At 71.9% G+C, this 26,798-nt stretch carries 25 protein-coding genes; 17 read left to right on the forward strand and 8 right to left on the reverse strand.

All coding sequences use genetic code 11. The annotated features are described in order from the left end of the window. Window positions 1-92: 92 nt before the first annotated feature. The 4 genes from ACEYYH_RS13680 to ACEYYH_RS13695 all read right to left on the reverse strand — a co-directional run bounded on the left by ACEYYH_RS13680 (window position 93) and on the right by ACEYYH_RS13695 (window position 4,328). Window positions 93-1,625, reverse strand: a complete 1,533-nt coding sequence (locus ACEYYH_RS13680) for an ATP-dependent DNA ligase (protein WP_374974905.1) — start codon at window positions 1,623-1,625, stop codon at window positions 93-95. 92 nt (window positions 1,626-1,717) lie between these two features. Continuing rightward, a complete protein-coding gene (locus ACEYYH_RS13685) occupies window positions 1,718-2,695 on the reverse strand; it encodes an epimerase (RefSeq protein ID WP_374974906.1) in 978 nt (325 codons plus the stop codon). Beyond that, window positions 2,692-3,456, reverse strand: a complete 765-nt coding sequence (locus tag ACEYYH_RS13690) for an LLM class flavin-dependent oxidoreductase (protein ID WP_374974907.1) — start codon at window positions 3,454-3,456, stop codon at window positions 2,692-2,694. Before ACEYYH_RS13690 ends, ACEYYH_RS13685 begins: the two co-directional genes overlap by 4 nt. Further along, on the reverse strand, window positions 3,453-4,328 hold the full coding sequence (locus ACEYYH_RS13695; protein WP_374974908.1) for an LLM class flavin-dependent oxidoreductase: 876 nt from the start codon (window positions 4,326-4,328) through the stop codon (window positions 3,453-3,455). Before ACEYYH_RS13695 ends, ACEYYH_RS13690 begins: the two co-directional genes overlap by 4 nt. Window positions 4,329-4,441: 113 nt before the next feature. On the opposite strand from ACEYYH_RS13695, the gene ACEYYH_RS13700 reads away from it, so the two are divergent. After that, window positions 4,442-5,161 (forward strand): DUF72 domain-containing protein, encoded by a 720-nt coding sequence (locus ACEYYH_RS13700; RefSeq protein ID WP_374974909.1) that lies wholly within the window; start codon window positions 4,442-4,444, stop codon window positions 5,159-5,161. A 109-nt stretch (window positions 5,162-5,270) separates the two neighbouring features. On the opposite strand, the gene ACEYYH_RS13705 is transcribed toward ACEYYH_RS13700, so the two are convergent. After that, on the reverse strand, window positions 5,271-7,829 hold the full coding sequence (locus ACEYYH_RS13705; protein WP_374974910.1) for an ATP-dependent Clp protease ATP-binding subunit: 2,559 nt from the start codon (window positions 7,827-7,829) through the stop codon (window positions 5,271-5,273). A 169-nt stretch (window positions 7,830-7,998) separates the two neighbouring features. On the opposite strand from ACEYYH_RS13705, the gene ACEYYH_RS13710 reads away from it, so the two are divergent. Continuing rightward, window positions 7,999-8,370 carry a VOC family protein gene (locus ACEYYH_RS13710; RefSeq protein WP_374974911.1) on the forward strand — a complete coding sequence of 124 codons (372 nt, stop codon included), beginning with the start codon at window positions 7,999-8,001 and terminating at the stop codon, window positions 8,368-8,370. Between the two features lie 83 nt (window positions 8,371-8,453). Here ACEYYH_RS13710 and ACEYYH_RS13715 read toward each other — a convergent pair whose 3' ends face one another. Both ACEYYH_RS13715 and ACEYYH_RS13720 read right to left on the reverse strand, forming a co-directional pair. Then, window positions 8,454-8,918: a DUF3817 domain-containing protein gene (locus tag ACEYYH_RS13715; protein WP_374974912.1), complete on the reverse strand. Its 465-nt coding sequence runs from the start codon at window positions 8,916-8,918 to the stop codon at window positions 8,454-8,456. A gap of 64 nt (window positions 8,919-8,982) precedes the next feature. Further along, entirely contained in the window at window positions 8,983-9,402 is a 420-nt protein-coding gene (locus ACEYYH_RS13720; protein WP_374974913.1) for a MarR family winged helix-turn-helix transcriptional regulator, read from the reverse strand. 89 nt (window positions 9,403-9,491) lie between these two features. On the opposite strand from ACEYYH_RS13720, the gene ACEYYH_RS13725 reads away from it, so the two are divergent. Next, window positions 9,492-10,595, forward strand: coding sequence for a class I SAM-dependent methyltransferase (locus tag ACEYYH_RS13725; RefSeq protein ID WP_374974914.1), 1,104 nt, complete (start codon window positions 9,492-9,494; stop codon window positions 10,593-10,595). 13 nt (window positions 10,596-10,608) lie between these two features. Here the strand turns inward: ACEYYH_RS13725 and ACEYYH_RS13730 are convergent, their stop codons facing one another. Then, window positions 10,609-11,310 carry a hypothetical protein gene (locus ACEYYH_RS13730; RefSeq protein ID WP_374974915.1) on the reverse strand — a complete coding sequence of 234 codons (702 nt, stop codon included), beginning with the start codon at window positions 11,308-11,310 and terminating at the stop codon, window positions 10,609-10,611. A 302-nt stretch (window positions 11,311-11,612) separates the two neighbouring features. Between ACEYYH_RS13730 and ACEYYH_RS13735 the strand changes: the two genes are divergently transcribed. Genes ACEYYH_RS13735 through ACEYYH_RS13800 form a run of 14 tightly spaced genes read left to right on the forward strand, consistent with a single transcriptional unit; the run spans window position 11,613 to window position 26,783 of the window. Next, window positions 11,613-13,253 carry a phage tail sheath family protein gene (locus tag ACEYYH_RS13735; RefSeq protein ID WP_374974916.1) on the forward strand — a complete coding sequence of 547 codons (1,641 nt, stop codon included), beginning with the start codon at window positions 11,613-11,615 and terminating at the stop codon, window positions 13,251-13,253. A 17-nt stretch (window positions 13,254-13,270) separates the two neighbouring features. Next, entirely contained in the window at window positions 13,271-13,792 is a 522-nt protein-coding gene (locus tag ACEYYH_RS13740; RefSeq protein WP_374974917.1) for a phage tail protein, read from the forward strand. 9 nt (window positions 13,793-13,801) lie between these two features. After that, window positions 13,802-14,542, forward strand: a complete 741-nt coding sequence (locus ACEYYH_RS13745; RefSeq protein ID WP_374974918.1) for a hypothetical protein — start codon at window positions 13,802-13,804, stop codon at window positions 14,540-14,542. Then, window positions 14,539-15,234, forward strand: coding sequence for a hypothetical protein (locus ACEYYH_RS13750; protein WP_374974919.1), 696 nt, complete (start codon window positions 14,539-14,541; stop codon window positions 15,232-15,234). The genes ACEYYH_RS13745 and ACEYYH_RS13750 overlap by 4 nt, the downstream gene beginning before the upstream one ends. Further along, the gene (locus tag ACEYYH_RS13755) at window positions 15,231-16,556 is read left to right on the forward strand and encodes a DUF4255 domain-containing protein (RefSeq protein WP_374974920.1); all 1,326 of its coding nucleotides are present in this window, start codon (window positions 15,231-15,233) and stop codon (window positions 16,554-16,556) included. Before ACEYYH_RS13750 ends, ACEYYH_RS13755 begins: the two co-directional genes overlap by 4 nt. Beyond that, window positions 16,553-18,418 (forward strand): ATP-binding protein, encoded by a 1,866-nt coding sequence (locus ACEYYH_RS13760; protein ID WP_374974921.1) that lies wholly within the window; start codon window positions 16,553-16,555, stop codon window positions 18,416-18,418. Before ACEYYH_RS13755 ends, ACEYYH_RS13760 begins: the two co-directional genes overlap by 4 nt. Beyond that, the gene (locus ACEYYH_RS13765; protein WP_374974922.1) at window positions 18,415-18,672 is read left to right on the forward strand and encodes a hypothetical protein; all 258 of its coding nucleotides are present in this window, start codon (window positions 18,415-18,417) and stop codon (window positions 18,670-18,672) included. The genes ACEYYH_RS13760 and ACEYYH_RS13765 overlap by 4 nt, the downstream gene beginning before the upstream one ends. After that, the gene (locus tag ACEYYH_RS13770) at window positions 18,672-21,917 is read left to right on the forward strand and encodes a DUF4157 domain-containing protein (protein ID WP_374974923.1); all 3,246 of its coding nucleotides are present in this window, start codon (window positions 18,672-18,674) and stop codon (window positions 21,915-21,917) included. Before ACEYYH_RS13765 ends, ACEYYH_RS13770 begins: the two co-directional genes overlap by 1 nt. After that, the gene (locus ACEYYH_RS13775; RefSeq protein WP_374974924.1) at window positions 21,914-22,414 is read left to right on the forward strand and encodes a hypothetical protein; all 501 of its coding nucleotides are present in this window, start codon (window positions 21,914-21,916) and stop codon (window positions 22,412-22,414) included. The genes ACEYYH_RS13770 and ACEYYH_RS13775 overlap by 4 nt, the downstream gene beginning before the upstream one ends. Then, window positions 22,411-24,096 carry a DUF4157 domain-containing protein gene (locus ACEYYH_RS13780; RefSeq protein WP_374974925.1) on the forward strand — a complete coding sequence of 562 codons (1,686 nt, stop codon included), beginning with the start codon at window positions 22,411-22,413 and terminating at the stop codon, window positions 24,094-24,096. The genes ACEYYH_RS13775 and ACEYYH_RS13780 overlap by 4 nt, the downstream gene beginning before the upstream one ends. A 10-nt stretch (window positions 24,097-24,106) precedes the next feature. Next, complete coding sequence (locus ACEYYH_RS13785) at window positions 24,107-24,751, forward strand: hypothetical protein (RefSeq protein WP_374974926.1); 645 nt, start codon at window positions 24,107-24,109, stop codon at window positions 24,749-24,751. A gap of 1 nt (window position 24,752) precedes the next feature. Next, on the forward strand, window positions 24,753-25,127 hold the full coding sequence (locus ACEYYH_RS13790; protein WP_374974927.1) for a hypothetical protein: 375 nt from the start codon (window positions 24,753-24,755) through the stop codon (window positions 25,125-25,127). Continuing rightward, window positions 25,120-26,259, forward strand: coding sequence for a hypothetical protein (locus ACEYYH_RS13795; RefSeq protein WP_374974928.1), 1,140 nt, complete (start codon window positions 25,120-25,122; stop codon window positions 26,257-26,259). Before ACEYYH_RS13790 ends, ACEYYH_RS13795 begins: the two co-directional genes overlap by 8 nt. Next, the gene (locus ACEYYH_RS13800) at window positions 26,256-26,783 is read left to right on the forward strand and encodes a phage baseplate assembly protein V (RefSeq protein WP_374974929.1); all 528 of its coding nucleotides are present in this window, start codon (window positions 26,256-26,258) and stop codon (window positions 26,781-26,783) included. The genes ACEYYH_RS13795 and ACEYYH_RS13800 overlap by 4 nt, the downstream gene beginning before the upstream one ends. The last annotated feature ends 15 nt before the right edge of the window (window positions 26,784-26,798 follow it).

The raw sequence follows: 26,798 nt of genomic DNA on the forward strand, positions 1-26,798 counted from the left end.
CCACCGGTCACGGCTTCCTTGCCGGACTCGGTCCCGAGCGTCATGTTAGGGGTGAAACGGTCTACATACCTATACCGCGAGGGAACCGCTGATCAACTCCTGAGCAGAGCGCGCAGCGACTCGATCGTGTCGGCTTCGTCCGGGCGCTTGTCAGGGCGATACCCCTTCACGCGCGCGAAGCGCAGCGCAACCCCGCCGGGATACCGAGACGACCGCTGCACGCCGTCGATCGCGATCTCGACCACGGTCTCAGCGCGCACGTGCACGGCGTACGACGAGCGGTGCGTCTCGATGGTCGGGAAGTGCTCGGTCTGCCACCGCAGCGTCGCGTCGGTGAGTCCTTTGAACGTCTTGCCCACCATCACGAATCCGCCCGGCTCGCCGAAGGCGCCCTCGGGGTCGCGCGCGCCCAGATGCAGGTTCGACAGCTGCCCGGTACGGCGGCCCGATCCCCATTCCACGGCGAGCACGACGAGGTCGTACGTGAGCACCGGCTTGACCTTGAGCCAGCTCTTGCCGCGTCGCCCTGCGGCGTAGCGCGCGTCCAGTGCCTTCACCATCACGCCTTCGTGCCCCGCCGCGAGCGCCTGGCGCGAGAACTCCTCGGCCTCAGCGGGGTCGTCGGTGACGACGCCCGGCATGCGCGCGTCGCCGACGGCACGGTCGAGCAGCTCGAGCCGCGTGGAGAGCGGCTCGTCGATCAGGTCGCGGCCGTCGAGATGCAGGATGTCGAAGAACCACGGCCGCAGCACTGTCGCCGCGGCATCGTCGCCCATCGACCCGAATCGCGACATGGTGTCTTGAAACGGCCGCGGGCCGCCGTCCTCGTCGAGCGAGAGCGTCTCGCCGTCGAGGATCACCCGCTCGGCAGGCAGGGCCCGCACTGCCTCGACCAGCTCCGGCACGCGGTGCGTGATGTCGGCGAGGCTCCGCGTGAAGACGCGCACGTCGTCGCCGTCGCGATGCACCTGGATGCGCGCACCATCGAGCTTGAATTCGACGGATGCTGCCACCCCGAGCGTCTCGAGCGCCTCTGCGGTCGAGCCCGCCGTCGCGGCGAGCATCGGCAGCACGCCGCGCCCCACCTCGAGTCCCACTGCGGCGAGTTCGTCGGGCGTGCCCGTGAGCGCGACCCACGCCGTCGCGCCGAGGTCACCCGACAGCATCGCCGCCCGGCGGACGACGGACGCCTCCCGCTCGGAGCCCTTCGCGATGGCGTCGAGGAGCACGCCCTCGAGGGCGCCGGTGCGCAGTTCGCCGATCATGACCCGCGCGAGGAAATCCCACTCCGCCGCGGTGGCGGCGGCCGCGAGCGCGTCGAGCTCGGCTCTTCGAGCGACCACCGAGCCGGCGCCGTCGGCCGCGGCCAGGCGGCTCAGCGATGCGTCGACATCGAGCAAGGTCAGCGTCGGTTCGTCCGCGTGCGTGACCTCGAGGCCTATGAGACTCCGCCAGCCGACCCCGAGTCGCCCCTGCCGCGGGTTGGCGGTGAGCAACCCGATAGCAGGAGCGATCTCGTCAGGCTCGAGCCCGCGCAGCAGCGCCGCGAGCACGGCAATCTTGGCCAATCGCGACGACGTCGCCGCCACCTCTCCCGTCGCGGTCACCAGCTCGTTCAGCAGCACACCGGCATTCTGGCACCGGCCCCCGACACGTGTCGCGGGCTTGCCGAGAGGTTCGCGCCGCGACGGCGCGACGACGTGCGATACGCCCGATCTCAGCGCGCGACCGTCCGCAGCGCGGATTCGAGATCGGTGTGCACGAACTCGTACCCGGACGACAGCAGCACGTGCGGAGAGACCCACCGGCTCTTGAGCACGAGCTCGGGTTCGGTGCGCAGCACCGCCATCGCCGGCTCGAGCATGAAGCGGTAGGCGGGAAGCCCGATCGGCTGCCCGACGACGCGTCGCAGCGTCGCCATCAGCGTGCGGTTGTCGCTCGGCACCGGAGCGGCGAGGTTCACGGGCCCGGCGATCTCGTGTCGGTCGCGCGCGAAGTGCACCGCGCCGACGACATCGTCGAGGTGGATCCAGCTGAATCGCTGCCGCCCGGCCGATCGATGCCAGGACGGCCGCCCGTTCCCGGTGGGATGCGCACCGATTCCGCGGTAGCGGCGGTGCGCCCACCACCACCCGTCGTACTGCGGGCCGCCGAGACCGAGTCGCGCAAGCCGGAGCAGCGTGCGCGTGGCGGGGCCGTCGCCGACGACGATGGCCATTCGCAGCGCGACCCGACGCGTCGCGGGCAGGTCGCCGGCGAAGAACTCGTCTTCCCAGCTCCGTGCGACATCGACGGAGAAGCCTTCACCGAGTTCGCCGTCGATCTCGGTCTGCGGCCGGTCCATCGCGTAGCGGTAGATGGTGCCGGTGCTCGCGTTGAGCCACACCGGGGGCGGGGTCGTGGCATCCGTCACCGCCTCACGCAGGATCCTCGTCGTCTCGACGCGCGATCGCAGGATCTCGTCGCGGTTCGCGTCGGTGTAACGGCAGTTGACCGACTTGCCGGCGAGGTTCACGAGCACCGCGGCACCCTCGACGAGGGCACGGATGCTGCTGCCGTCGTCCCACGTCGCGTCGGCGTCTGACCGGCCGATGGTGCGCACGTCATATCCCTCTTCGGTGAACGAGCGCACCAGCGCCTCGCCGACGAAACCCGAGGCGCCGGCGACCACCGCGACCGGTCGTGCGGCCGTCACGCGCTGGCCTCGGCGACGGCGTCGATGAAGCGGAGGTGTTCAGCGAGGCTTCCCGAGGCGGTGATGGCCCGCAGGACCACCTCGTCGGCGGCGGCACGATAGGCGGCGATCCGGTCACGGAGCACTGCGGGGCGGATGACCGTATTCGCCGCCTCGATACCCAGCCGCGCGAAATTCGCCGCGTAGGCGGGGTACCCGGCGTAGCGCCGCGCCTCCTCGTCGAGCACGGCGGTCGCGGCCGGGTCGGCCGCCGTCCGTACGTACAGCGCGACGTGCGCCGTGCTCGCGAGCTCGTGGGCGTGCCGAGCCTGGTCGGCTGCGATCTCGGGCGTGAGCCAGCTGAGCAGCAGTCCGTCGGACTCCGTGGCCCCCGCGCGCCTCATCTTCGGGCCGAGCGCGCCGACCACGACACGAGCCTCGGTGCGCGAGCGGAGGGCGGCGGCAGCATCCGTCACGCTGTCCACCGCCCCGGCACGGATCTGCCCCGAACCGATTCCGAGAACGAGGCGATCGGCGGGAAGTCTCGCGGCACCTCCGATGATCTCGTCGGGTGTGCGCCGGTCGATGGGCAGCACTCCCGTGGCGAGGACCAGCCGCTCCGTCTCAGCCGCGGCGGCGCCGAGTGCCTCCAGCGCGTCGTGCCCCGGGGTGTCGTTCACCCAGAGTGCGTGCATCCCTGCGGCCTCGGCGGCCGCGGCGACGCGCGCGGCGACCTCCGTGCCTGCTGCGGCCGCGACCCCGATCGAGAGCGCCGCCGTCATGCGGTACTCCCACGGACGATACGGGACACCTCAGCGGCCGCCCGGTAGAACTCGGCGATGTCGCCGCGCGACGAGGGCAGCAGCACCAGGTCGTCGACGCCGGCGTCGAAGAAGCGCTGCGCGCCTGCGGCGACCTCCGCGGGGTCGCCCCACAGTGCACGCTCCTCTGGTTCGGGCTTGTCGCCGACATCCGCGAGGGCGCGGGCTTCGGCATCCGCACCGAAGGCGGTCACGACATACGCGACGATGTCGTGGCCGTCGCCCCGCCCGGCTGCGGCACGGGCCTCGCGGATGGCGGCGGTCGCGATGGCGTACTCACCCGCGGTGTGCCCGCTGTCGAGGACCGTACCGTCGGCGACCTCACCGCTCAGCCGCAGCGTCTTCGGGCCTTCAGCTGCCGTGTACACCACGGGCGGCGTCACCGGCGGGTCGTTCAGGCGCACGTCGCGGAGCGTGACGTACCGGCCGTCGACACTCAGCTCGTCGCCGGCGAGGAGGCCTCGTAACGCCGGCACGTACTCGCGCATCAGAGTGAGCGGCGAGGCGACACGCGCGCCGACCTGCCCCATCCAGTCGAGCACGCCGTGGCCGACCCCCGGCAGCAGCCGGCCGGGGAAGAGTCTCTCGACCGTGGCGATCTCCATCGCGGTCGCGGCGACATTGCGCAGCGGCATGGGCGCGATGCCGATGCCGATCCGCAGCGCTTCGGTCCATGCGAGCGCCGCTCCCACGGTCGCGAAGGCGGACTGCCGGAAGCAGTCCTCCCAGATCCACAGCTCGGGCAGTCCCTCCGATTCAGCGGCGAGCACCGCGGCGCGGAACTCCTCGGGGGTGTGCGTGTACGGGTTGAAGATCGCACCGATGCGGGTCATGCACCCACTCTGTCAGCGCCCGACGACACGCGCACGTCGCCGTGGGCTAACGCGTACCTCGCCCCCGCGGAACCCCTTCGCCCCGGCCGCGCCTCGTCGACCACGGTGGAGCGATGGCGCGCATCGGAACATCCGGATGGGTCTACCCGCACTGGCGAGGCGTGCTCTACCACGGCCCGCAGAGCCGCTGGCTGGATGAATACCTCGCTGAGTTCGACGTCGTCGAGCTCAACGGCAGCTTCTACCGCTGGCCCGCGGATGCGCGCTTCGCCGCCTGGCGCGAGCGCCTGCCGGAAGGCTTCGAGATGGCGGTGAAGGCCCCCCGCGGTCTGACCCACGCTCGGCGGCTGCTCGAGCCGGAGGTGTGGATCGCGCGCGTGACCCGCGGACTCCACGAGCTCCGCGGGCGCCGTGGACCTCTTATCGTCCAGCTGCATCCGGGCCTGGAGCGCGACGACGCCCGGCTCGACTACTTCCTGTCCGCACTGCCGGACTGGACGCGGCCGGCCATCGAGTTCCGGCATCCGTCATGGACCGACGAGGCCGTCTTCTCGATCCTCGAGCGCCACGGCGCGGCTTACTGCATCATGAGCGGCGCCCACCTGCCGTGCATCCTGCGCGCCACGGCGCCGCTCGTCTACGTGCGTCTGCACGGCCCCGACCCCGAGCATCTCTACGGCGGCTCGTACTCCGACGACGACCTCGGCTTGTGGTCTGAGCGCATCCGTGAATGGGAGCGCGACGGCCACGAGGTGCACGCCTACTTCAACAACGACGGGGGCGGCAACGCGGTGCGCAACGCGCGCACATTGAAACGGATGCTGCCGTCCTGACGCCATGCGAAGGGCGCCGTGCACGGAGCACGGCGCCCTTGCCTCTCACCTGTCACGAAGCGCCGGCGTGACCGCCAGATCGTGACAGGTGAGCAGGGTCGAGACTCGATCAGGCAGCCACGGCGAAGGGCGAACCCGCCACCACGGACAGCGCGTCGGCCGCAGCATCCACGGTCACCGTCCCGCCGTCGGCGAGCGCACCCGTGACGAACAGGTCGGCGATGCGGTCGTCCACCTCGCGCTGGATGAGGCGGCGCAGCGGCCGGGCGCCGTACTCGGGTTCGTAGCCGTTGTCGGCGAGCCAGGCCACCGCGGAGTCGGTCACGACCAGCGACACCTCGCGCTTCGCGAGCCGCGCGTCGGACGCGCCCAGCAGCAGTCGCACGATGCTCTGCAGCTGCGGCTTCTCGAGCTTGCGGAACAGCACGATCTCGTCGATGCGGTTGAGGAACTCAGGCCGCATCGCCTCGCGCAGCTTGCCGAAGACGCGGTCCTGCAGGTCCTTCTCCGAACCGAAGCCGGTGGCCCCTCCCCCGTCGGCGAGGAAGCCGATCGCGCCACCGCGCGACGCGAGGAACTCCGAGCCGAGGTTCGAGGTCATCACGACCACCGTGTTGCGGAAGTCGACCGTGCGGCCCTGGCCGTCGGTGAGGCGACCGTCGTCGAGCACCTGCAGCAGCAGGTTGAACACGTCGGGGTGCGCCTTCTCGATCTCATCGAAGAGCACGATCGAGTACGGGTTGCGCCGCACACGCTCGGTGAGCTGCCCGGCCTCGTCGTAGCCGACGTATCCGGGAGGGGCGCCGACGAGGCGCGACACGGTGTGCCGCTCGCCGAACTCGCTCATGTCGAAGCGGATCACCGCCGTGTCGTCGTCGAAGAGCGATCCCGCGAGGGCCTTCGCCAGCTCCGTCTTGCCGACACCGGTCGGGCCGAGGAAGAGGAACGACCCCACCGGGCGATGCGCGTCGCCCATGCCCGTGCGATTGCGGCGCACGGCCTTGGCGACGGCGGTCACGGCGTCGTCCTGCCCGATCACGCGGTCGTGCAGTTCGTCCTCGAGCGACGCGAGGCGCTCGCGCTCGGTCTCGGTGAGGCGGTTCACCGGGATCCCGGTGGCCCGGCTGATCACCGCCGCGATCTCGGGCTCGTCGACGATGGCCTCGGTGCGCACCGCGGCGCCCGCGGCGGTGGCCCGCTCGAGGCGGTCCTGCACCTCGGCGATCTGGTCGCGGATCTGCGATGCCTCTTCGTAGTGCTCGGCCGACACCGCGGCGTTCTTGTCGGCCTCGAGGGTCGCGAGGCGCTCGATGAGCCCGCTCACATCCACCTTCGACCCCAGCCGCAGCCGCAGCCGCGCACCGGCCTGGTCGATCAGGTCGATCGCCTTGTCGGGCAGCACGCGCTCGGTCAGGTACCGGTCGCTGAGCTCGACAGCGGCGCGGAGGGCCTCATCGGTGTAGACGATGCCGTGGTGCTCCTCGTACGCGGGCTTGAGGCCGCGCAGGATGAGCACGGCGTCCTCGATCGTGGGCTCGCCCACGCGCACCGGCTGGAACCGGCGTTCGAGCGCGGGATCCTTCTCGATGACGCGGTACTCCTTCAGTGTCGTCGCACCCACGAGGTGCAGTTCCCCGCGGGCGAGGCGGGGCTTCAGGATGTTGCCCGCGTCCATGCCGCCGTCACCGGCGCCGCCCGCGCCGACGACCGTGTGCACCTCGTCGATGAACACGATGAGCTCGCCCCTGTGCGCGGCGATCTCGTCCATCGTCTTGGTCAGGCGCTCCTCGAAGTCGCCGCGGTAGCGGGTGCCGGCGAGCATCGCGGGCAGGTCGAGGGCGATCACGCGCTTGCCGAGCAGCTGCTCGGGCACGGAGCCGTCGACGATCGCCTGGGCGAGTCCTTCGACGATCGCGGTCTTTCCGACGCCGGCCTCACCGACGAGCACCGGGTTGTTCTTCGTGCGGCGGCTGAGGATCTCGATCGTCTGCTCGATCTCGTCGGCCCGCCCGATCACCGGGTCGAGTTCGCCGGCCACGGCGCGCGCCGTCAGGTCGGTGCCGTACGTGTCGAGTAGGGGGGTGTCGGATGCTGCGCCCTCAGGCCGCGCGTCGGCCTGAGTGGTCTCGCCCGGCGTCACCGTCTCGCGGGCGCCCTGCATGAGCGCCTCGGCCGTCACACCGGCGCGCGCCAGCACTTGGCCGGCGGGCGTGTCCTGCGCGAGCACGAGGGCGAAGAACAGGTGCTCGGGGTCGACGTACGTCGAGCCCGACGATCGGGCCACCTGGAACGCGTGGAACAGCGCCCGCTGCACGGACGAGGTCACCAGCGCCCCGTCGACGTCGGCGGCCGCCGTGGCGGCGGGAAGGCGCTCCTCGGTGGCGCGGGCGATCGCGTCGGCGTCCGCGCCGATGCGCTGGACGGCGTCGCGCGCCGGGGCCTCGGTCACGAGGATCCGCAGCACGTGGAGGGCGTCGAGCTCGTGCTGGCCGCGCTCCAATGCGTACTTGCCGGCGCGCTGCAGCAGCTCCTGCGTACGGGCGCCGAGGTACCGGCTGAGGTCGATCGAGCGCTCGGCGCGGGCGCGCTCGCCCGCGAGGTAGCGCGCCAGGAACTCGTCGAACGAGCTCGCGTCGTCGCCGGCCTGGGGGGTGAAGTCTTCGGGCATTCCATCTCCTGAAACTTGAGTGGAGGAGTGTCAAGTTTCGAACTTGACACAGGCATTGTCAAGTTCAACCCGAGTGATCCGCAGGTATTCCCCACCGGCGGATGTCGCACCCCGGGCGTAACGTCTTCGACCAGGGGACACCCCGCTTCACCAGACGAGAGGGAACACGATGGACTGGAAGATCGAGCTCATCCATGTGCCGGTGTCAGACGTGGACCGTTCGAAGGAGTTCTACGAGCGGATCGGCTTCCACGCCGATCACGACCAGACACCCGTCGAAGGGCTCCGCTTCGTGCAGATGACCCCGCCCGGCTCGGCCTGCTCCATCGCCTTCGGCACCGGACTCGGCAACACCCTCGAACCCGGCCAGCAGAACACCATCCAGGTCGTGGTGCCCGATGCCGACGAGGCGCTCGCCCATCTGCGCGCGCTCGATGTCGACGCCCAGGGCGTCGACGAGCAGGACTGGGGTCGTTTCGTGACGTTCGACGACCCCGACGGCAACACCTGGACGCTCCAGCAGCTGCCGGCGTGGCGCTGAGCCGCGGCATCCGCCACCCGTAACACCGACATGCGGCTCGGCCGCCTCGCTCACAGGAGCGAGGCGGCCGGGAACGGATGCCGTCAGTCGCGCCCGCCGGGCGGGCCGAGGATGAGGAGCACGACGAACAGCAGCACGACCGCGAGGGCGATCAGCGCGCCCAGCACCCAGGGCCGCCGCAGGAACCAGCGCATGAGCCGGTCGTACCAGGTGGCGTCGCGCGGGTCGTCGGTGGCCTCTAGCCGCCACGTGCCGGCGAGGCGGCCGCTGCGCTGGAGCCACAGCTCGGCGGGGATCGTGGCGTACGGGATGACGGCGCTCGCGAGTGCGAGCACGGTGGGCCCGACGCGCCAGCGGTTGTTGAGGGCGACGAGGATCACGGTCGCGCCGTACGACAGGAAGATGAAGCCGTGGATCCCGCCGCCGATCGTGACGCCGAGCGCCCAGTCGGTGGTGGCGCGGAGGATGAGACCGGTGATGAGGAGCGTCCACGAGATCGCCTCGAGGATCGCGAGCGCGCGGAACAGGGTATGCGGGTTGCGGAACACACCTTCAGCCTAACTGAAAGTGCTTCAGACTTTCTGAAGGTTTGCTGGCCGCTGTGGTCGGGGCCTACTCGGATGCGAGCCCGAACGGCCGCTCGTGCAATCCCTCCAGCGCCGTCGCGAGCGCCGGAGCGCCCGAGGCGAGTCCGGCATCGAGGGCCGCAAGCCGCTGCTCGGCCGCCTGCAGCACCTCGCTCCCCCGCTCGGTCACGCGCAGGTCGGAGGCCGCTCCCGCGTGCTTTGTCGCATCCGCGACGAGCCCGTCCGCGACGAGCGTCTGCACGGCAGTGTGCGCGGACTGCACCGTGATCTGCGAGCGCCGCGCGAGCTCACTGAACGAGATGCCCGGCGTCGCCTCGATGTGGGCGAGCAGTCCGTACTTGCGGGTCGTCAGCCCGAGGTCGCGCAGCTGCGCGCCGAGGTGCGCATCCCACACGGCGGCCACGGTCAGCAGCGAGATGACGGGACTGAACGCACGGTCTGGCACCGTTGAATGCTAGTCCCGCCGCCGCGGGAGGGCACGCATTCGCCGCCGTTCCGAGAACCGGACGCCGCCCACCCGGCTACCGTGGGACGGTGACCTTCTCGCTCGACGGCCTCCGCCGGTGGCCCGACGTCGAGGCCCCTGACCTCGTGGCGACGGATGCTGCGGACCGGCTGCTCCTCGACGCGTCCGCGTCCGCTCGGGCGGGCGCGGAAGACGGCGGACTCGTGGTGATCGGAGACGCCTACGGCGCGCTGACGCTGACCGCTGCCGCGGACGGCGGCCTGGGCATCCGTGTCCATCAGGACCCGCTCACCGGCGAGCGCGCTCTCGCGGCGAACGCCGGCCGCTTCGGACTCGGCGACGCCTTCGCCTCGCTGCCGCTGGCGTCCGAGCTGGTGCGCGGCGCGCGCGTCGTGCTGCTGCGGCTGCCCCGCTCGCTCGACGCGCTCCGCGACATCGTGGGACTGATCGCGGCGCACGCGGCGCCCGACGTCGTCGTGTTCGCGGGCGGTCGTGTGAAGCACATGACGCTCGCGATGAACGACGTGCTGCGTGAGAGCTTCGCCCGGCTCGACGTCACGCATGCCCGCCAGAAGTCCCGCGTGCTCGTCGCCCGCGAACCCCACCACGGCGGCGACCCCGTGCCGAGCCGGGCGACCCACGACGGGATCGTGGTCTGCGCCTACGGCGGCGCGTTCGCGGGGGCGTCGATCGACATCGGCACGCGGTTCCTGCTGGAGCATCTGCCCCCGCTCGACGACGGCACGGCGATCGACTTCGCGTGCGGGACCGGTGTGGTCGCGACGGCGCTGACCCTGCGGCATCCGTCGCTCCGCGTGCTCGCGTGCGACCAGTCGGCAGCCGCCGTCGCGTCCGCACGCGCGACCGCCGCGGCGAACGGCGTCGCGGAGCGTGTCGAGGTGGTCCGCGACGACATGCTGGGCGCACAGCCGGACGCGAGCGCGACCTTCATCGCGTTGAACCCGCCATTCCACTCGGGCTCCGCGGTGCACGAGGGCATCGCGCCGCGGATGTTCGCCGAGGCCGCCCGCGTCCTGCGACCCGGCGGCGAACTCTGGGCGGTGTGGAACTCCGGGTTGCGCTACAGGCCCGCGCTGGAGCGCACGGTCGGCCCGACGCGCCAGGTCGCGCGCAACGCCAAGTTCACCGTGACGGCATCCACCCGCGGCTGACGGGCGCTCGCGTCTACTCGCCCGCGTCCGGGGTCGGCTCTGGCTCGGTCGTCGGTCCGAACAGCACCCACACGCCGTCGCTGCACTCGTAGAACTGCACCGCCGCGGTGTCGATGAACACGTCGCCGTCGGCGGTGCACGTGTCGTCGTCGGGCGCCGACGTGCCGAGCACCACCTGGGTTCCCGGCGCACCGGGCGCACCGGTCGGGCCTTGAGCACCTTGCTCACCCTGCTCGCCCTGCTCGCCCTGCTCGCCCTGCTCGCCCTGGGCGCCCTGGGCGCCCGCCGGTCCCTGCTCGCCCGTGAGGTTCTCCGCCGCCGCCTCGCGGATGTTGCCCGCGACCGTCCATGCGCCGTCCTGGAAGAGGTACACGTCGGCGGTGAGGATGTCGATGTAGACGTCGCCGTCGTAGCCCTTGCCCTCCTCGGGCGCTCCGGAGCCCGCGCGCACCGCCGAACCGGCGGGCAGGATCTCGGCGAGGACATCCTCGTACTCCGGCGACACCGTGGCCGACGCCGACGGCTCAGGGGCCGGCGCGGGCGTCGCCGTGTCGACCGAGCGTGCGAGCCACGATCCGAGGAAGGCGGCGAAGAACGACAGCAGCACGAAGCCGAGGCCGAACCACACGAGCGTCCCGCGGGTCACCGCCGGCGCCGCGTGTGCGGCGGCGTGCGCGGGGGCGGGATCCGCGGTCGAATCCACGTCGTTGTCCACGGCAACTCCCTTCCACCGCACGCGTCGTGGACACCGGACTCCCACAGCCTCGGCGCAGTGACTCAACTGTAGGAACGCGCACGCTCCGTGTCACCTGTTCCGCGGGAAATCGTCCGTGCACGCCGGGCTCTTGACAGCCCTCACCGCGAGGGATTGACTCTCGAATCGAGGTCCTTGCATTTCGCACCGTGGCCGTCGAGGCCACGCCGACGACACCACCTGGGTGGGGTCGCCTCCCTCCCGCCGGCTTCGGGTACCGCCGCCGGGGCCCCAAGATCGATGCATCCTCCCTGGAGACAGCCATGCCGTCCCAACTGACCTATCCCGGCGTGTACATCGAGGAGGTGGCCAGCGGGGTCCGGACAATCGTCGGTGTCTCCACGTCGGTCACCGCCTTCGTGGGGCGAGCGCCCCGCGGACCGGTCGACAGACCCGTCGTGGTGACTAATTTCGGCGAGTTCGAGCGTGTGTTCGGCGGACTCTGGAAGCTCAGCAGGCTCGGCTTCTCCGTCCGCGACTTCTTCCTCAACGGCGGCGGCACGGCCGTCATCGTCCGCGTCGTGAACGACGCGGCCTCCGACGCCGACGATCCCGCGTCGTCCTCGGTCGACCTCGCCCTCGACACCGGTGCGGACCTCCTCACGCTGGAGGCGGTGGACGTCGGGCTGTGGGGCGACGGCCTGCGCGTGCGCATCGACCACGACACGCGTCCCGAGGACCCCGCCTTCGGCGACGAACCCGACACGCTGTTCAACCTCACGGTGCGCGACGGCGCGACGGGCGTCATCGAGGCGCACCGCAACGTCGTCCTCACGCCCGCCGACCATCCGCGGCTGCTGTCGCGGGTGCTCGAGAACGAGTCCGTCCTCGTCCGCACGGCCGGGACAGTGCCCGAAAGCAGCCGTCCCAAGGTGCACACCGGCACACCGGCGGCGGGCAAGACGATCTGGGACGACATCACCCCGACGCCGGGTGATCCCTCACAGGAGGCGAGCCAGCGGCTCGCCGGCGGGGACGACGGCGACGACCTCGTCGCGGCCGATGTGAAGGGGTCGCTCGGCGCCAAGTCGGGGATGTACGCGCTCGAGGATGCCGACATCTTCAACCTCCTCGTCATCCCTCCGTATCAGGGGGTCTCGCCCGATGGCCCGGGCGGGGAGGTCGAGGCCGATGTCGTCACCGAGGCGGCGATGTACGCAGAGGCGCGGCGCGCGTTCTACGTGATCGACGCGCCGCCGACGTGGGACACGGTGGGTGACGCGAAGTCCGGCCTCGCGGCGCTCGGAACGGTGAGCGCCAACGCTGCGGTGTACTTTCCGCGGCTGCGCCAGACCAACCCGCTCCGCGACAACCAGCTCGAGACGTTCGGAGCGTCGGGCGCGGTGGCCGGTGTGCTCGCGCGCACCGATGCCACCCGCGGCGTGTGGAAGGCCCCGGCCGGTCTCGAGGCCACACTCAACGGCGTGCCCGAGCTCTCCGTCCCGCTGAGCGACGGCGAGATCGGGCAGCTGAACCCGCTCGGCATCAACAGCCTGCGCGCATTCGCCGGTGCCGGCCGCGTCGTCTGGGGAGCGCGCACGCTGAAGGGCGCGGATTCGCTCGCCAACGAGTGGAAGTACATCCCGGTGCGGCGCACGGCGCTCTTCATCGAGGAGTCGCTCTTCCGCGGCACGCAGTGGGTCGTGTTCGAGCCCAACGACGAGCCGCTGTGGGCGCAGATCCGCCTCAACGTCGGCACGTTCATGAACGACCTCTTCCGGCAGGGCGCCTTCCAGGGCAGCACCCCGCGCGACGCGTACTTCGTCAAGTGCGACAAGGAGACGACCACGCAGTCCGACATCGACCGGGGCATCGTCAACATCCACGTCGGGTTCGCGCCGCTCAAGCCCGCGGAGTTCGTCGTCATCCGACTGCAGCAGATTGCCGGCGCGAGCGCCGTCTGAGCCGAAGGAATCGGGACATGGCACAGTTCAGCGTCAACGCCAGCAGGTTCGACCCGTACAAGAACTTCAAGTTCCGCGTGAAGTGGGACGGCAAGTACGTCGCGGGCGTCAGCAAGGTGAGCGGCCTCAAGCGCACCACGGAGGTCGTCGAGCACCGCGAGGGCGGCGACCCGTCCACCTCGCGCAAGTCGCCCGGCCGGGTGAAATTCGAGGCGATCACGCTGGAGCGGGGCGTCACGCACGACGTCGAGTTCGAGCAGTGGGCGAACAAGGTGTGGAACTTCGGGTCGGGGCTCGGCGCGGAGGTGTCGCTCAAGGACTTCCGCAAGGACCTCATCGTCGAGCTCTACAACGAGGCGGGCCAGCTCGTGATCGCGTACAAGGTGTTCCGGGCGTGGGTCTCGGAGTATCAGGCGCTCCCCGACCTCGACGCCAACGCCAATGCCGTCGCCATCCAGACGCTCAAGCTCGAGAACGAGGGCTGGGAGCGCGACTACACGGTCGTCGAGCCGTCCGAACCCGTCTTCGCCGAACCCTAGGAGCCGACGGTGGCCGCCGCCGCAGCCTCTCCGGTGCGGGCGCAGACGATCCTCGACCTCGCCGACGCGGCGCAGGGCGAGGCGCCGATCCTGCGCGCGCTGCGGGTCGCCGCGGCGGTCGGCGAAGACCCCGCGGCGCTGCGGGATGCGCCCCTCGGACGCCTGCACGCCGCCACCCTCGGCTTCCACACCGTGCTCGCGAGCCCGAGCCTCGAAGCGGTCGTGACGTGCCCGTCGTGCGCGTCGATCGTCGAGTTCGCCCTCGATGCCGACTCCCTGCGCGGCGTGAGCGGCGAGGCGACCTCGGGAGAACTGACGGTGCCGACGGATGGAGGCATCTGGCGGGTGCACTGGCGGGTTCCGACGGCGGGCGATCTCGCGGAGGTCGCCGGACGAACGGATGCTGCAGCCGCCCTCTTCGCGCGGTGCTGCGCTGTGACGGGCCCGGGTGGCGAAGGCACGGCCGACGCGCCGGCCGACGTGGTCGAGCGCATCGAGGCCACGCTCGCCGACGCGGACCCGCTCGCCGAGGTCACGGTCCGTCTCGAATGCCCGGAATGCAGCGCCGACGTCGACGCCGACGTCGACCCGATCGCCTTCGTCTGGCGCGAGGTCGAGTCGCGCGTCCAGCGCGTGCTGCGCGATGTCGACGCCCTCGCGCGGGCCTACGGCTGGACCGAGGCCGAGGTGCTCGCGCTCTCGGAGCAGCGCCGCGCCGCCTACCTCGAGATCGTGCGGGAGGGAGCATGAGCGGCTACCTCGCACGGCTCGCCGCTCGCGCGGGCGGAGCCCCGGCGGCCGCAGAGCCGCGCCTGCCGTCACGTTTCGAACCGGTGGACGGATCGACGGATGCTGCGTCCCCCGCGCCGGTGGCGACGCCTCCGGGAGCGCCGCCACCGGCGGCCCTGCGCGACGTGGAGCGCCCGGCCGATACCCCGGCATCGGTCGGGCGCGCCGACCTCGCTCGTGCCGAGGGCGACCGGATGACGGCTGCGCCTGCGGACCGACGCGATCACGGCAGGGACGCGCCGCGTGCCGAGTCCGCGGCCGTGACGCTTGCTCCGACTCCGACCGCCCTCGAGGCGTCTGCCGCCGTGCAGCCGGACGGTCCCGCCGTCGCGCATCCGCCCACGCCGGCTCTCTCCCCTGCCGCCCCGCGCGTCGCGCATCCGCCCACGCTGCCCATCTCGCCCGCCGCCCCGCGCGTCGAGGCGACGCCACCACGGCGGGCGCGACCGCCGGCCGTCACGGCGCCGGCGGTTGGCACGAGCGAGCGGGACGAGGCATCCGTCCCCTCGTCCGAGCCGGATGTCGTGCACGTCACGATCGGCCGCATCGAGGTGCGCGCCACCGTCGCGCCGCCCGCCCCCGCCCGCGGCGCGCGCCCGGCGCGCGACCCGGAGCGGTCGCTGCACGATTACCTCGCGGGCAGGCCACGATGAGCGGCCCCCTTGCGATCGGCGGTGTGAGCGCGGTGCTGCGCAACCTGCTCGACAACGGCATCGTGCAGGCTGGCCCCGCCGTGGGAACGGTGAAGGTGACCGCGCTGGCCCCCGACGCGATCAAGCTCAACGAGCCCGACACCGAGCCGAGTCTCAACCTGTTCCTGTACCGCGTGAGCCCCAACGCCGGCTGGCGTAACGCGGGTCTGCCGGGCTTCGACTCCGCAGGCACCCGTACGGCGAACCCGCCGCTGGCGCTCGACCTGCACTACCTCCTCACCGCCTACGGGACGGCGGACTTCGAGGCCGAGATCCTGCTCGGGTACGCGATGTCGATCCTCCACGACCAGCCGGTCCTCGATCGCCCGTCGATCCGGACGGCGCTGCAGGCCGGTGTCGTGAGCGGGAGCATCCTGCCGCCCGCGTACCAGGCGCTCGCGGCCGCGGACCTCGCCGATCAGGCGGCGGAGATCACGGTGACCACCGAGCCGATCGACTCGGAGGAGATGTCGCGGCTGTGGTCGGCCATCCAGGCGAACTACCGGCCGAGCGTGGGCTATCTGGTGACGGTGGTGCTGATCGAAGCGACCAAGCCCGTGCGCAGCGCACCGCCGGTGCTCACCCGCGGCGACCCGGCGGCGAACGGCGGCAGAGAGCCCGGCGCCTTCGTGCACCCCGACCTGCTGCCGCCCGTGCCGACGGTGTTCCGCGTCGTCCCGCCGTCGCCGCAGCCGGCAGCGACCCTCGGCGAGAGCGTGCGCGTCGAGGGCGCCCACCTGGACGGGACGGGGGTGGAGGTGCGCTTCTCGCACCCGACGCTCACCGACCCGATCATCGTGTCGGTGGGAGCCAACACGCGTCGCGACGTCGTGGAGGTTCCGCTCCCTCCGAGTCCCGGGGCCGATGCCGCGTGGCCCGCGGGCGTCTGGACCGTGCGGGTCTCGCTCACGCCGCCGACCGCGACGACGCCCCGCGAGACCAACACCGCGGCGATGCTCCTCGCCCCGGTCATCCGCTTCGGCGGCGCGACGGGCGCTGTTCGCGACGGTGCGACCGGCCACGTCACCGCGACGATCGAGGTGTCGCCCGACGTCCATCCCGGGCAGCGCGCGACGCTCGCCCTCGGCGGCGATCTCGCGCTCGCCGAGCCGCACGGAACCACCACCGACACGCTCGTGTTCGAGTACGGCGACGTCCCCGGCGGACCGCAGTGGGTGCGCCTCGCCGTCGACGGGGCCGAGAGCCGGCTCATCCTCCTGAGCCCGAAGATCCCACCCGATCCTCCCGCGTTCGATCCGGTGCAGAGGATCACGGTCCCATGAGCACCCCCGCCGCGTTCGACGAGCCGAGCCCGCTGCGTGATGCGCCGCGGGACCGGCTCGTGTCGGAGCTCGCGCGCATCGCAGCGCTGCTGCGCGGTGAAGACGCGCCGCGCACGAACGCTGACGACTCGCCGGTCGCCGACCTCGGCCGCCGGCTGGGACTGTCGGCGTTCGAGTGCGACGTCCTCATGCTCACGGCGGCCGTGGAACTCGACGCGCAGGCCGCGGCGGCCGTCGCGGCAGCGCAGGGCGGGACGCCGTCGCCGACCTTCGGGCTCGCGCTCGCCGTTCTGCCGGACGCGCACTGGGACGCGCTGTCACCCGATCGGCCGCTGCGCCGCCGGCGGCTCGTCAGGCTCGGTCCCGGCGACATCCTGGCGCTGCGCCCCCTCCGCATCGACGAAGCCGTGCTCCACCGGCTCACCGGCCTCGGGCCCGGCCACCTCGACGGGCTCGTCGCCGATCCTCTGCCGGGCGGGCTCACCGCGGCACAGACCGCCCTGGCCGACGAGCTCGCCGCGGCGGTGCGCGCGGTCGACGGCCGGGTGCTCGTGCGACTGGACGGAGCGGATGGGGACACCCGCACGGGCGTCGTCGCCCGGCTGGCGGCGGCGCTCGGAGGCGGCGTGCTCGCCGTGCGCGATGCCGCGGCAGCGGAGCGCGACGCGGCCGACACCGCTGCGGTGCTCGACCGCGAGGCGGTCCTCGACGGCCGCCTCATCGCCACGGACGATCCGAGACTCCTGGCGCTGCTGGAGGCCGAGGTCGTCGTCACCGACGGCCCCGGCGGCGTCGCCGGCCGCGTCACGCTCGCACGCACCGTGCCCCTGCCCACCGCGGTCGAGGAGGCGGCGCTGTGGCGCGCAGCCCTGGAACCGTCAGCCGTCGCCGACGCGGTCGTCGTCGCGGAGCGGGAGCTCTCGCAGCACTTCCGGCTGCCCGCCGGAGTCGTCGCCGCGATCGCAGCGGAATGGCTCGCCCTCCCCGACGGAGATGTCGCGACCCTGCGCCGTCTCGTGCGCGAGCGCTCGCGCACGGGCTTCGGTGCGCTCGCCCAGCGGATCGAACCGCGGGCGACGTGGGAGGACCTCGTGCTCCCCGAGGGGCAGCGCGAGCTGCTGCGCGAGATCGAGCGGCACGTGCGCCACCGTGCGACCGTGCTCGACGACTGGGGGTTCGCCAGTCGCTCGGACCGTGGGCTCGGCGTCACCGCGCTCTTCGCGGGTGAGAGCGGCACGGGCAAGACGATGGCGGCCGAGGTGCTCGCCGGCTCGCTCGGACTCGATCTCTACCGCATCGACCTCTCGGCGCTGGTGAGCAAGTACATCGGCGAGACCGAGAAGCACCTCTCGACGGTGTTCGACGCGGCCGAAGCGTCCGGCGCCGTGCTGCTCTTCGACGAGGCCGATGCGCTGTTCGGCAAGCGCAGCGACGTCAAGGACAGCCACGACCGCTACGCGAACCTCGAGGTCGCCTACCTGCTGCAGCGCATGGAGTCCTATCGCGGCCTCGCGATCCTGACGACGAACCTGCGCGGCAACGTCGACCGCGCGTTCCTGCGCCGCATCAGGTTCGTCGTGCAGTTCCCCTTCCCCGACGAAGCCTCACGCGGCGAGATCTGGCGGCGCGTGTTCCCGGAGGCCACGCCGCTCGAGGACGTCGAGCCGGCGGCGCTCGCCCGCATCCAGCTGAGTGGCGGCGCCATCCGGCAGATCGCGCTGTCCGCCGCCTTCGCGGCCGCCGACGAGGGCGTGGCCGTCGGCCCCGAGCACCTGCTGCGCGCCGCGACACGCGAGGCGGCGAAGTCCGAGCGCGCCCTCACGGCCGCAGAGACCGCGGCGCTCCGAGGCGGTGCGAGATGACCCGCATCGACATCGACATCGAGCGCCTGGTGCTCCGAGGCGTCCCGGCGGAGTTCGCCGAGGGCATCGGACCGCTCGTCGCGGAGCGGCTGAGCCAACTGGCGACCGCCGACCGGCGCGGCGACGACCCGCCCCACTGGGCCGCCGCGCCGCGCCGCGCACGCCCGGCGACAGATCTCGACACCCTCGCCGCGCAGGTGGCGCGCGACACGTGGGCGTCGACCCGCGCGCAGATCCGCGAGGGGGCGTCGTGATGAGCAGGACTCCCGCTCCCCCGGCGAAGGGCACGGACGCGGCGCCGCCCCGGCGCGTGTCGCACCGACATGACGCGACCGAGCGCCAGGCCGACCGGGCCGCCGATGTCGTCGCCCGCGGCGGCAGCGTGACCGGCTGGTCGTTCGCGAGCGTGCCGGCCGAGGCATCCGTCCACCGAGACGAGGACCAGCCGAAGAAGCTCGAAGACAAGCCGCGACCCCAAGGGGAGGCCTACAAGGAGGGCGTCGGCAAGGCGGTGGAGGCGGCCACCGAGACCGAGCTGCCCAGCGGCAAGAAGGTCCGCGAGGTCATCGAGGAGAGCCCGGTCCTCTCCGCCGCCGCCGCGAGCGGCCTCGCGCTCGCGGGCAAGGACGTTCCGCTGCCGCTCGGCTCGATCCCGGGGGTGAAGGATGTCGTGCCGCCGGGTCTCAGCGTCGGCGTCAGGGCGGAGGGCGTCCCCGGGCTGCTCGCGAGTGACCCGCGCCCCGGGGGCGGCGGCGTGGGCTTCAGCGATATCGGGCTGGGACTGACGCTCGGCTACACGGAACAGCTTCCGAAGGGCGGCAAGAAGCGACAGAGCGCGGCCGACAAGAAGAAGGCGGCGATCGCCGCCGACATCGCTCGGCTGAAGAGCGACCCGGTCATGAAGAGCGTTCAGGCCCAGCAGGACAAAGAGCTCAGCGACGCCGCGATCGCGTCGATCGTGGCTCGTTCGAGGTTCGCACCGGCCGGTCAGGTGCCGGGACTCCCGTTCCCACTGGTCCCGCCGCTCGGCACCACCGAGTCCGCGCCGCAGAAGAAGCCCGAGGACGCCGTGAAGGCGGAGGAGCAGAAGAAGCGCGAGGAGGTGCAGCGCGCACCGGCGTCGACGAATGAGGCACGGTCTGCGGAGGAGGTCGACACGACGGGGGTGGATGCTGCGACCCGAGGCGGCGGCCGGGCTCTGGAGCCGGGCCTCCGGCACTCGATGGAGGCGCGCTTCGGCTACGACTTCTCGTCGGTGCGGCTGCACGACGACCCGCAGGCGGCGAGCGCCGCCGCCGGCGTGGATGCGACGGCGTTCACCGTCGGCGAGCACATCGTGTTCGGATCGGGTCGCTTCGACCCGTCGAGCCCGGCGGGGCGTCACCTCATCGCCCACGAGCTCGCCCACGTCGTGCAGCAGCGCGGAGGCGCCGCCCCGCGGTCGACCGGTGCGCCGGCCCGCGTGCAGCGGCGCAGCTTCTGGCAGGACCTCGCGGTCTTCTTCGGCGCCGAGGGGACGTGGAGCGACGCCGAGCTCCTGGCGTACGTGAAGGCGATCACGAAGGCCGGATCGCACGACGGCTCGTACGACGCCGACAACAAGGCCCGCGCCGTCGTGCGCAAGTTCGCGGCGGGCAGCCCGGGGTGGGAGCTCACAGGGCAGCAGATGGGTCTGCTCATCGACGAGATGATCGACGGCCCCACCCTCGACGACGACGAGGACGCCATCCTCGAACTCGTCGAACTCGCGACGCCCGACGAGCTGCTGGTGGTGTTCCGCGAACCGGCGAAGCGCTACGCATCTCTCAACGACAACCTCCACGGCGCACAACAGGATCGCTTCGACGACTTCGTCGCCCGGCGCTTCGCGGGCGGAGGCAAGGCCCTCTCCGGGGGGACCCTCGAGGTGGTCGGCCCCGAGGTCCCCGCGGGATCGCCGTCGTTCGCCTTCGACGGAGCCCGGTTCGACGCGCGGTTCGAGGAGGACTACTACGGCGAGGATCCGGCATCCGTCGTCGCGCGGCTCTCTCCTTCGGATCGCACGAAGGCGCGCGACCACGTGCTGCGCACGACGCGTCCGCGGTGGCAGCGCGAGCTCGAAGGCGTCACCCGCGAACGCGTCGCCGCGACTGACGACGCCGAGCGTCGTCGGCTGGCGAAGAAGGAGCGCAAGCTCCAGCACCGCGTGCGCGCACTCGACCTGTTCATCGCCGACACGCTGCACCGTGATCTGCCGGCCTCGGCCGACGATGCGCTCGCCGGCACGTCGCCCGTGACCGGCGACGAGGCGAAGGCGGCACGCGAAGCGCTGACCCCGCCTCGCCCGGTGAAGCCGAAACCTCCCGCCACTCCCCCGGATCCCGCGACACCTCCGACCCCTGCGCCGACGACGGGGTCTTCCAAGCCGAAGAAGTCGGCCGCCGAGCGCCGCAAGGAAGAGGCCGCGCGACGCAAGGAGGAGGCTGCACGCGAGAAGGCCGAAGCCGAGGCGAAGGCGAAGGAGGAGGCCGAGCGCAAGGCGATGTTCGCGCCCGGCGGCAAGTACCGCACGCTCGTCGCGGCGGCACTCGCCGTGAAGATCGAGAAGGCTTACGAGAGCGCCCGCGCCGCGGGCACGGCGGCGAAGCCGTCCGAGATCGAGCGCATGGCGAAGCCGGCGAAGGACGCGACGGACGACGTCTTCGGCGCCTTCTACAACCCGGGTGCGCGGCCCGAGCTGACCTTCGGCGGCGACGGCAAGCCGCAGACCCTCTTCTCCTGGAACCACCGTCAGACCACCGCGGTCAAGGCCGCCGACCCCGCCGACCGCGTCGAGTGGGCGCTGCAGCAGATCCGCTACTACTTCCGGTCGAACGCCGCGTTCGACGCCATCAACGCCGAGTGCGACGCGCGGCCCGAGACGATCGGCGACAAGCGCAACGACGAGGCGCAGGCGCTCGAGGACGTCGCCCAGGCGGCGGTGGTCGACGGCGTCAGCGAGAAGTGGGAGGACGATCCCCAGACCACGGCCGACAAGCTCATCTACATCGACCGCAATTGGGGCGGAGCGCAGGTCGGAGGGCAGATCTACGTCGACATGTTCCAGACCGGCGACGTCGACGAAGACCGCGCCGCGCGGTGGGACATGTTCCAGACGCTCATCCACGAGTACGGGCACACTCTCGTGCACACGGACTACCGGCGGTACGCGGGGAAGCTGAAGGAGAAGTCGGAGCGGGAGTGGAACACCCTCATGGAGGGTGTCGACAGCCTCCTCACGGACGTCGTCTGGTCGAAGAGCGGTCGCCGCCTGCTCGCGCACCGGCCGACGCGTGAACTGGTCGAGGGGAAGTCGTGGGCGGCGCTGCCCCCGATCACCGTCAGCCCGCCGGGCGCCTACACCTCGATCACCGAGGCGCAGCGCCTCGTCGACGTCGTCGGCGCCGCCAACGTGTGGACCGCGTACTTCCTCGGCAAGGTCGACCGCATCGGCGCCGCGCCCGGGGGGAGGCGGCCATGACCGATCCCCTGACGCGGTTCCTCGACGCGGCCGACGTGTCGGAGTGGACGGGCCTGCCCGCCGATGCCGCGCAGACCCTCGGCATCGATGTCGACGCCGCGCCGACGTTCGACGGGCTGCTGGGTGAGCCACCGGCGGTGACGTCGTGGATCCCCCTGGCGACGCGGCGGTTCACGGACGGCCTGCGGGCATGGGTCCGCGACGGCCGGGTCGCCCTCGTCGAGGGCGTCATGCCCCTCGGCGACGACGGCGGGTTCCTCGGCATCCCCGAGCTCGGCGAACCCGACGCCACGTTCGACGTCGAGTTCGGCCCGCTGACGATTCCCGGCGGCGAGCGCGTCTACGCCGCGCGCGGACTCGCGGTCTGCGTCAACCCCCGCAGCGGCGTGCTGCTCGCGGTCCGCGGGTACGCGCCGACGACTCCCGACGACTATCGCCGGCACCTGCGCACCGTGCCCGTGCCGGAGCTGCGTCTGGCGGGCGGGGGTGTGCCGTGAGTCTCGCGCACGTCCACGCCCCTGCAACCGCGGCGGATCGCCCGAGCGGGGTGCACGCGGTCGGGCGTGCGGACGCGCCCGCCGAGCGCACGGCGGAACGATTCGCCGAGGCATCCATGGCCCCCGCCCTCCCCCTCTCGGGCTGGTCGTTCGCGGCAGTGCCCGCGCATGCGTCGCCCGCCCCGGCCGAGCTCGACGTGCGGCTCGACGGGGAGGGGCGCGCGCTCGACGCCGCGGAGCGCACGGCGGCGCCGGCCGGAGTCGACGCGGGTGATGTACGGGTGCACACGGATGCGGCCGCCGCCGACACCGCCGAGCGCGCGGGTGCGGAGGCACTCACGGTGGGCCGGCGCATCGCCTTCGCGCCCGGCCTCGAGGAGCGCGGGACAGAGGCGGGCCGCAGGAGGCTCTCGCACGAGCTCGCCCACGTCGCTCAGCACCGTGCCGGCGCCCCGGCGATCGTGCGCCGCCAGCCGAAGGCTCCTGTCACGCCGGCGACGACCCTGAACGGCCTTCCGGAGGCGGATCGCAAACGCATCACGGTCGTGACGGCGTTCGTGACCGTCCCGGGACTGGCCGACAAGTTCGGCAAGAGCGTCGCGAAGACCACAGTGCCGATGCCACCGAGCACCGGCCTCAGCGTCGACCCGTCGGCCGCGAGCGTCGACCAGCCAGGTCTGCGCAACGTCGCCGCGACGCTCACGACGACCCAGGGCGGTCTCGCCGATGTCGTGCTCGGGGAGAACACGACGATCACCCTCGCCCTCGACCTGTCGCCGTACGGCGGCATCGACGGCCTGTACCGGTTCACACGGCACGTGCCGCAGGGCGCGGGGGCGGCCGCGCGCGTCATCGTCGAACAGCTGGGGAAGGACAAGCCCCCCGTCGGGACCCAGGCCCCGGCGGCCACGGCGCCCGACCAGCCACCGCCGCCCGACCCCGTCGCACAGGCGATGACCGCCGCGAAGCTGCGCCACTCCTTCAGCGGCGCGCAGCTCGCGGCGTTGCGCGGGGCCGTCGCGCAGATCCCTGCGGCGCACCTCGCGAAGGTCTCGGGGCTCGCCTTCGTCGTCGGAACGGTGAACGCGTCGAATCCGAACGAACGCGGGAAGTACGACCGCCTGAGCCACACCATCACGATGGACGCGAGCGCATTCGGCGCCGACCAGGGCCGCTTCACCGAGGGCGCCGCCGCGAGCACCGACGCGGTGCGGGCCATCGTGCACGAGATCGGCCACGCGCTCGATGTGGTCGCGATCCGCGGCGCCGAGATCGGCGTGGCCAAGGCGGAGGAGGGGATCAAGGATCTCATCCGCCGCTATCCCGACGGCAAGGGCGGCTACACGTACTCGGGGCTGGAGGGCGACGAGCTCGCCGACGTGCGGGCCAAGGAGAAGGCGGCCGCTGACGCCGAGCCCGGTCTGCTCACGGCGCGGAGCATGACCGGGGGCTCGGTCGTGAAGTCCAAGGGGAACTTCACGGATGCCCCCGCGACCAAGCTCACGCAGTCCGCGTTCGGGCGGGCCGTCGCGAAGGACGGCTCCGCGGTCACGGGCTACGGCGGAAGCGCTCCGGGCGAGGCGTTCGCCGAGGCCTACTCGCTGTACATCACGAGTCCGTCCGTGCTGAAGGCGCTCCGCCCGGCCACCTCCGACTTCCTCGAGAAGAACCTGCCGAAGTGAGGACGCGGCCATGACTTCACCCCGGCTCATCAAGGGCGGCCTCGTGCAGGTCGATGTCAAGAGCGGGCGGACGCTGCGCACCATCGCGCTGCAGTACAACCCCGAGTCGCTCAGCCGCACGATGCAGGTGCAGGCAGCAGGCGAGTCGGGCGGAGACAAATCCCAGGCGCTGCGCATCAAGGGCGCCGCGGCCGAGACCATCAAGGTCGAGGCCGAGATCGACGCGACGGACCGGCTCGAGCACCCCGATCAGAACCGGACGGCGGCCGAGGCCGGCATCCATCCTGAGCTCGCAGCTCTCGAGCTGCTCGTGCAGCCCACCAGCGACGCTCTGCAGGGCAACGACTCCATCGCCCGCGGCGGCGCGCTCGAGGTGCTCGCCATCGAGACCCCTCTGCTGCTCTTCGTATGGGGGCCGAACCGCGTCGTGCCGGTGCGCATCACCGACCTCTCGATCACGGAGGACGCCTTCGACGCCCAGCTCAACCCGATCCGCGCGACGGTGTCGCTCGGGATGAGGGTGCTCACCGTCGATGACCTCGGGTTCGAGCACCGCGGCGGTCAGCTGTTCATGGCGCACCTCCGCTCCCGCGAGACGCTCGCCAAGAAGGCCGGCTCCGCGCCGCTGTCCACGCTGGGTGTGACGGAGACCTGACATGGTCGATCCGCTGCAGCAGCTGCTCTCCGCCGGCGTCGTGCCGCAGAACACCCTGCCGCCCACGAGCCGGTACGCCGACGTCGGCATCGCCCACCACATGCCGGAGGCAGTGCCTGGCGTCGAGCCCGTGCCCGTCGCGTTCCTGCGGCGCCGGCTCGTGCCGAAGCCCGAGCGCTTCAGCGCCCTGTACGAGGTGCGCTGCGTCGAGGGCGACCGGCGCGACCTCCTCGCGGCGCGGCACTACGGCGACCCGGAGCTGTGGTGGCGCCTCGCCGACGCCAACGGCGTCATCGACCCCACCGGCATGGCCGGCCCGCCCGGGCACGTGGTGCGCGTGACACTGCCCGTCGACATGAGGGGGGCCGATGGCTGAGCTGCCGCCGCAGCCGGTGCGGCTGCACCTCTACGCGGGGCCGGCGATCGCCGTGCCGGCTCCGCAGGCGCTCGTCGACGCACTGCGCGAGGTGACGATCGAGAGCGGCTCGGGCGATACCCAGAGCGGGTTCGAGCTCGTCTTCGACGTGCCCAAGAAGTCGCCGCTGTCCACCCTGTTCCTCCTCACCGGGGGCGTCTCGATCCCGCTCTTGCGGATCGTGCTCGCCGTGACCATCGGCGGGACGACGGAGGTGCTCGCCGACGGAGTGATGACCGACCACGAGTTCAGGACCGACGGGACGACCGCAACGCTGCGCGTCAGAGGCAAGGACCTCACGGCGGTCATGGACATCTTCGAGCTCGACGGCATCCCGTATCCCGCGATGCCGGTCGCGGTGCGCGCGCTCGCCGTCATCGCCAAGTACGCGGCGCTCGGCGTCGCTCCACTGGTCATCCCGGCGCTCGTCGAAGACCCGCCGATCCCCACCGAGAAGATCCCCCGCCACCAGGGCAGCGACTACGCGTACCTCAAGAACCTCGCGCACGAGGCGGGGTACGTCTTCTACATCGATCCCGGACCGGTGCCGGGTGTGAGCAAGGCGTACTGGGGACCGGAGGTGCGCATCGGAATCCCGCAGCGCGCGCTCGACGGCGGCCTCGACGGCCCGCACGACAACGTCACCGGGCTGAACTTCACGGTCGACAAAGAGGCGAAGGAGCTGCCGGTCGTGACCGTGCACGAGCCGTGGAGCAAGGCGCCGATCCCGATCCCCATCCCCGACATCAATCCGCTGCGGCCGATGCTGGGCGTCGTGCCTCCGCTGCCCCCGAAGCTCACGTTCCTCGCGGGCACCGCCAAGCTGAGCGCCCCCGCCGCGATCATGAAGGGCATCGCGTACGCGGGGCAGCACGACGACATGGTCACCGGCACGGGCCAGCTCGACGTGGCCCGCTACGGCGGAGTGCTCAGGTCGCGGGGGCTCGTCGGGGTGCGCGGTGCCGGCGAGGCCTTCAACGGTCTCTACTACGTCAGCAGCGTGACCCACAAGATCGCCCGCGGCAGCTACACGCAGTCGTTCACCCTGGCCCGCAACGCCCTTCTGTCCACCGTCCCGGAGGTGCCCGTATGAGCGACACAGAGACCGCCGTCGCCACCAAGAAGCTGTTCGGCAAATACCGGGGCACGTGCGTCAACAACATCGATCCGATGCAGATGGGGCGCATCCAGGTGCTCGTCCCGTCGATCGGCATACCGCCGAGCTCGTGGGCGATGCCGTGCCTGCCGGTCACGGGCACGCAGACCGGCGTCTTCACCGTCCCCGCCATCGGGGCGGGCGTGTGGGTCGAGTTCGAGGGCGGCGATCCCGACTACCCGGTGTGGGTCGGCGGGTTCTACTCCCCCGCCGATGTGCCGGCTGCGGCGCGCATCGTGCCGCCCGGGGTGTCGGGGCTGACCTTCCAGACGCTGCTGAGCAATTCGATCACCATCAGCGACACGCCCGGACCGAGCGGCGGCATCCTCATCAAGACGACGACCGGCGCGATGATCTCGGTCAGCGACGTCGGCATCACGATCAGCAACGGCAAGGGGGCCGTGATCTCGATGGTCGGTCCGACCGTCAGCATCAACGCGGGCGCCCTCACGGTGACGTAGGAGGAAGGAAGGAAG

The organism is Microbacterium trichothecenolyticum, from assembly GCF_041938625.1.
In the GTDB taxonomy this organism is placed as follows: domain Bacteria; phylum Actinomycetota; class Actinomycetes; order Actinomycetales; family Microbacteriaceae; genus Microbacterium; species Microbacterium trichothecenolyticum_D.

Excerpts from the sequence above, each read along its gene's own strand:
- ACEYYH_RS13690 (WP_374974907.1), bottom strand. The coding sequence starts at position 3,456 with ATGACGGCGGCGCTCTCGATCGGGGTCGCGGCCGCAGCAGGCACGGAG.
- ACEYYH_RS13695 (WP_374974908.1), bottom strand. The coding sequence starts at position 4,328 with ATGACCCGCATCGGTGCGATCTTCAACCCGTACACGCACACCCCCGAG.
- ACEYYH_RS13700 (WP_374974909.1), top strand. The coding sequence starts at position 4,442 with ATGGCGCGCATCGGAACATCCGGATGGGTCTACCCGCACTGGCGAGGC.
- ACEYYH_RS13705 (WP_374974910.1), bottom strand. The coding sequence starts at position 7,829 with ATGCCCGAAGACTTCACCCCCCAGGCCGGCGACGACGCGAGCTCGTTC.
- ACEYYH_RS13710 (WP_374974911.1), top strand. The coding sequence starts at position 7,999 with ATGGACTGGAAGATCGAGCTCATCCATGTGCCGGTGTCAGACGTGGAC.
- ACEYYH_RS13735 (WP_374974916.1), top strand. The coding sequence starts at position 11,613 with ATGCCGTCCCAACTGACCTATCCCGGCGTGTACATCGAGGAGGTGGCC.
- ACEYYH_RS13740 (WP_374974917.1), top strand. The coding sequence starts at position 13,271 with ATGGCACAGTTCAGCGTCAACGCCAGCAGGTTCGACCCGTACAAGAAC.
- ACEYYH_RS13750 (WP_374974919.1), top strand. The coding sequence starts at position 14,539 with ATGAGCGGCTACCTCGCACGGCTCGCCGCTCGCGCGGGCGGAGCCCCG.
- ACEYYH_RS13755 (WP_374974920.1), top strand. The coding sequence starts at position 15,231 with ATGAGCGGCCCCCTTGCGATCGGCGGTGTGAGCGCGGTGCTGCGCAAC.
- ACEYYH_RS13760 (WP_374974921.1), top strand. The coding sequence starts at position 16,553 with ATGAGCACCCCCGCCGCGTTCGACGAGCCGAGCCCGCTGCGTGATGCG.
- ACEYYH_RS13765 (WP_374974922.1), top strand. The coding sequence starts at position 18,415 with ATGACCCGCATCGACATCGACATCGAGCGCCTGGTGCTCCGAGGCGTC.
- ACEYYH_RS13770 (WP_374974923.1), top strand. The coding sequence starts at position 18,672 with ATGAGCAGGACTCCCGCTCCCCCGGCGAAGGGCACGGACGCGGCGCCG.
- ACEYYH_RS13775 (WP_374974924.1), top strand. The coding sequence starts at position 21,914 with ATGACCGATCCCCTGACGCGGTTCCTCGACGCGGCCGACGTGTCGGAG.
- ACEYYH_RS13785 (WP_374974926.1), top strand. The coding sequence starts at position 24,107 with ATGACTTCACCCCGGCTCATCAAGGGCGGCCTCGTGCAGGTCGATGTC.
- ACEYYH_RS13790 (WP_374974927.1), top strand. The coding sequence starts at position 24,753 with ATGGTCGATCCGCTGCAGCAGCTGCTCTCCGCCGGCGTCGTGCCGCAG.
- ACEYYH_RS13795 (WP_374974928.1), top strand. The coding sequence starts at position 25,120 with ATGGCTGAGCTGCCGCCGCAGCCGGTGCGGCTGCACCTCTACGCGGGG.
- ACEYYH_RS13800 (WP_374974929.1), top strand. The coding sequence starts at position 26,256 with ATGAGCGACACAGAGACCGCCGTCGCCACCAAGAAGCTGTTCGGCAAA.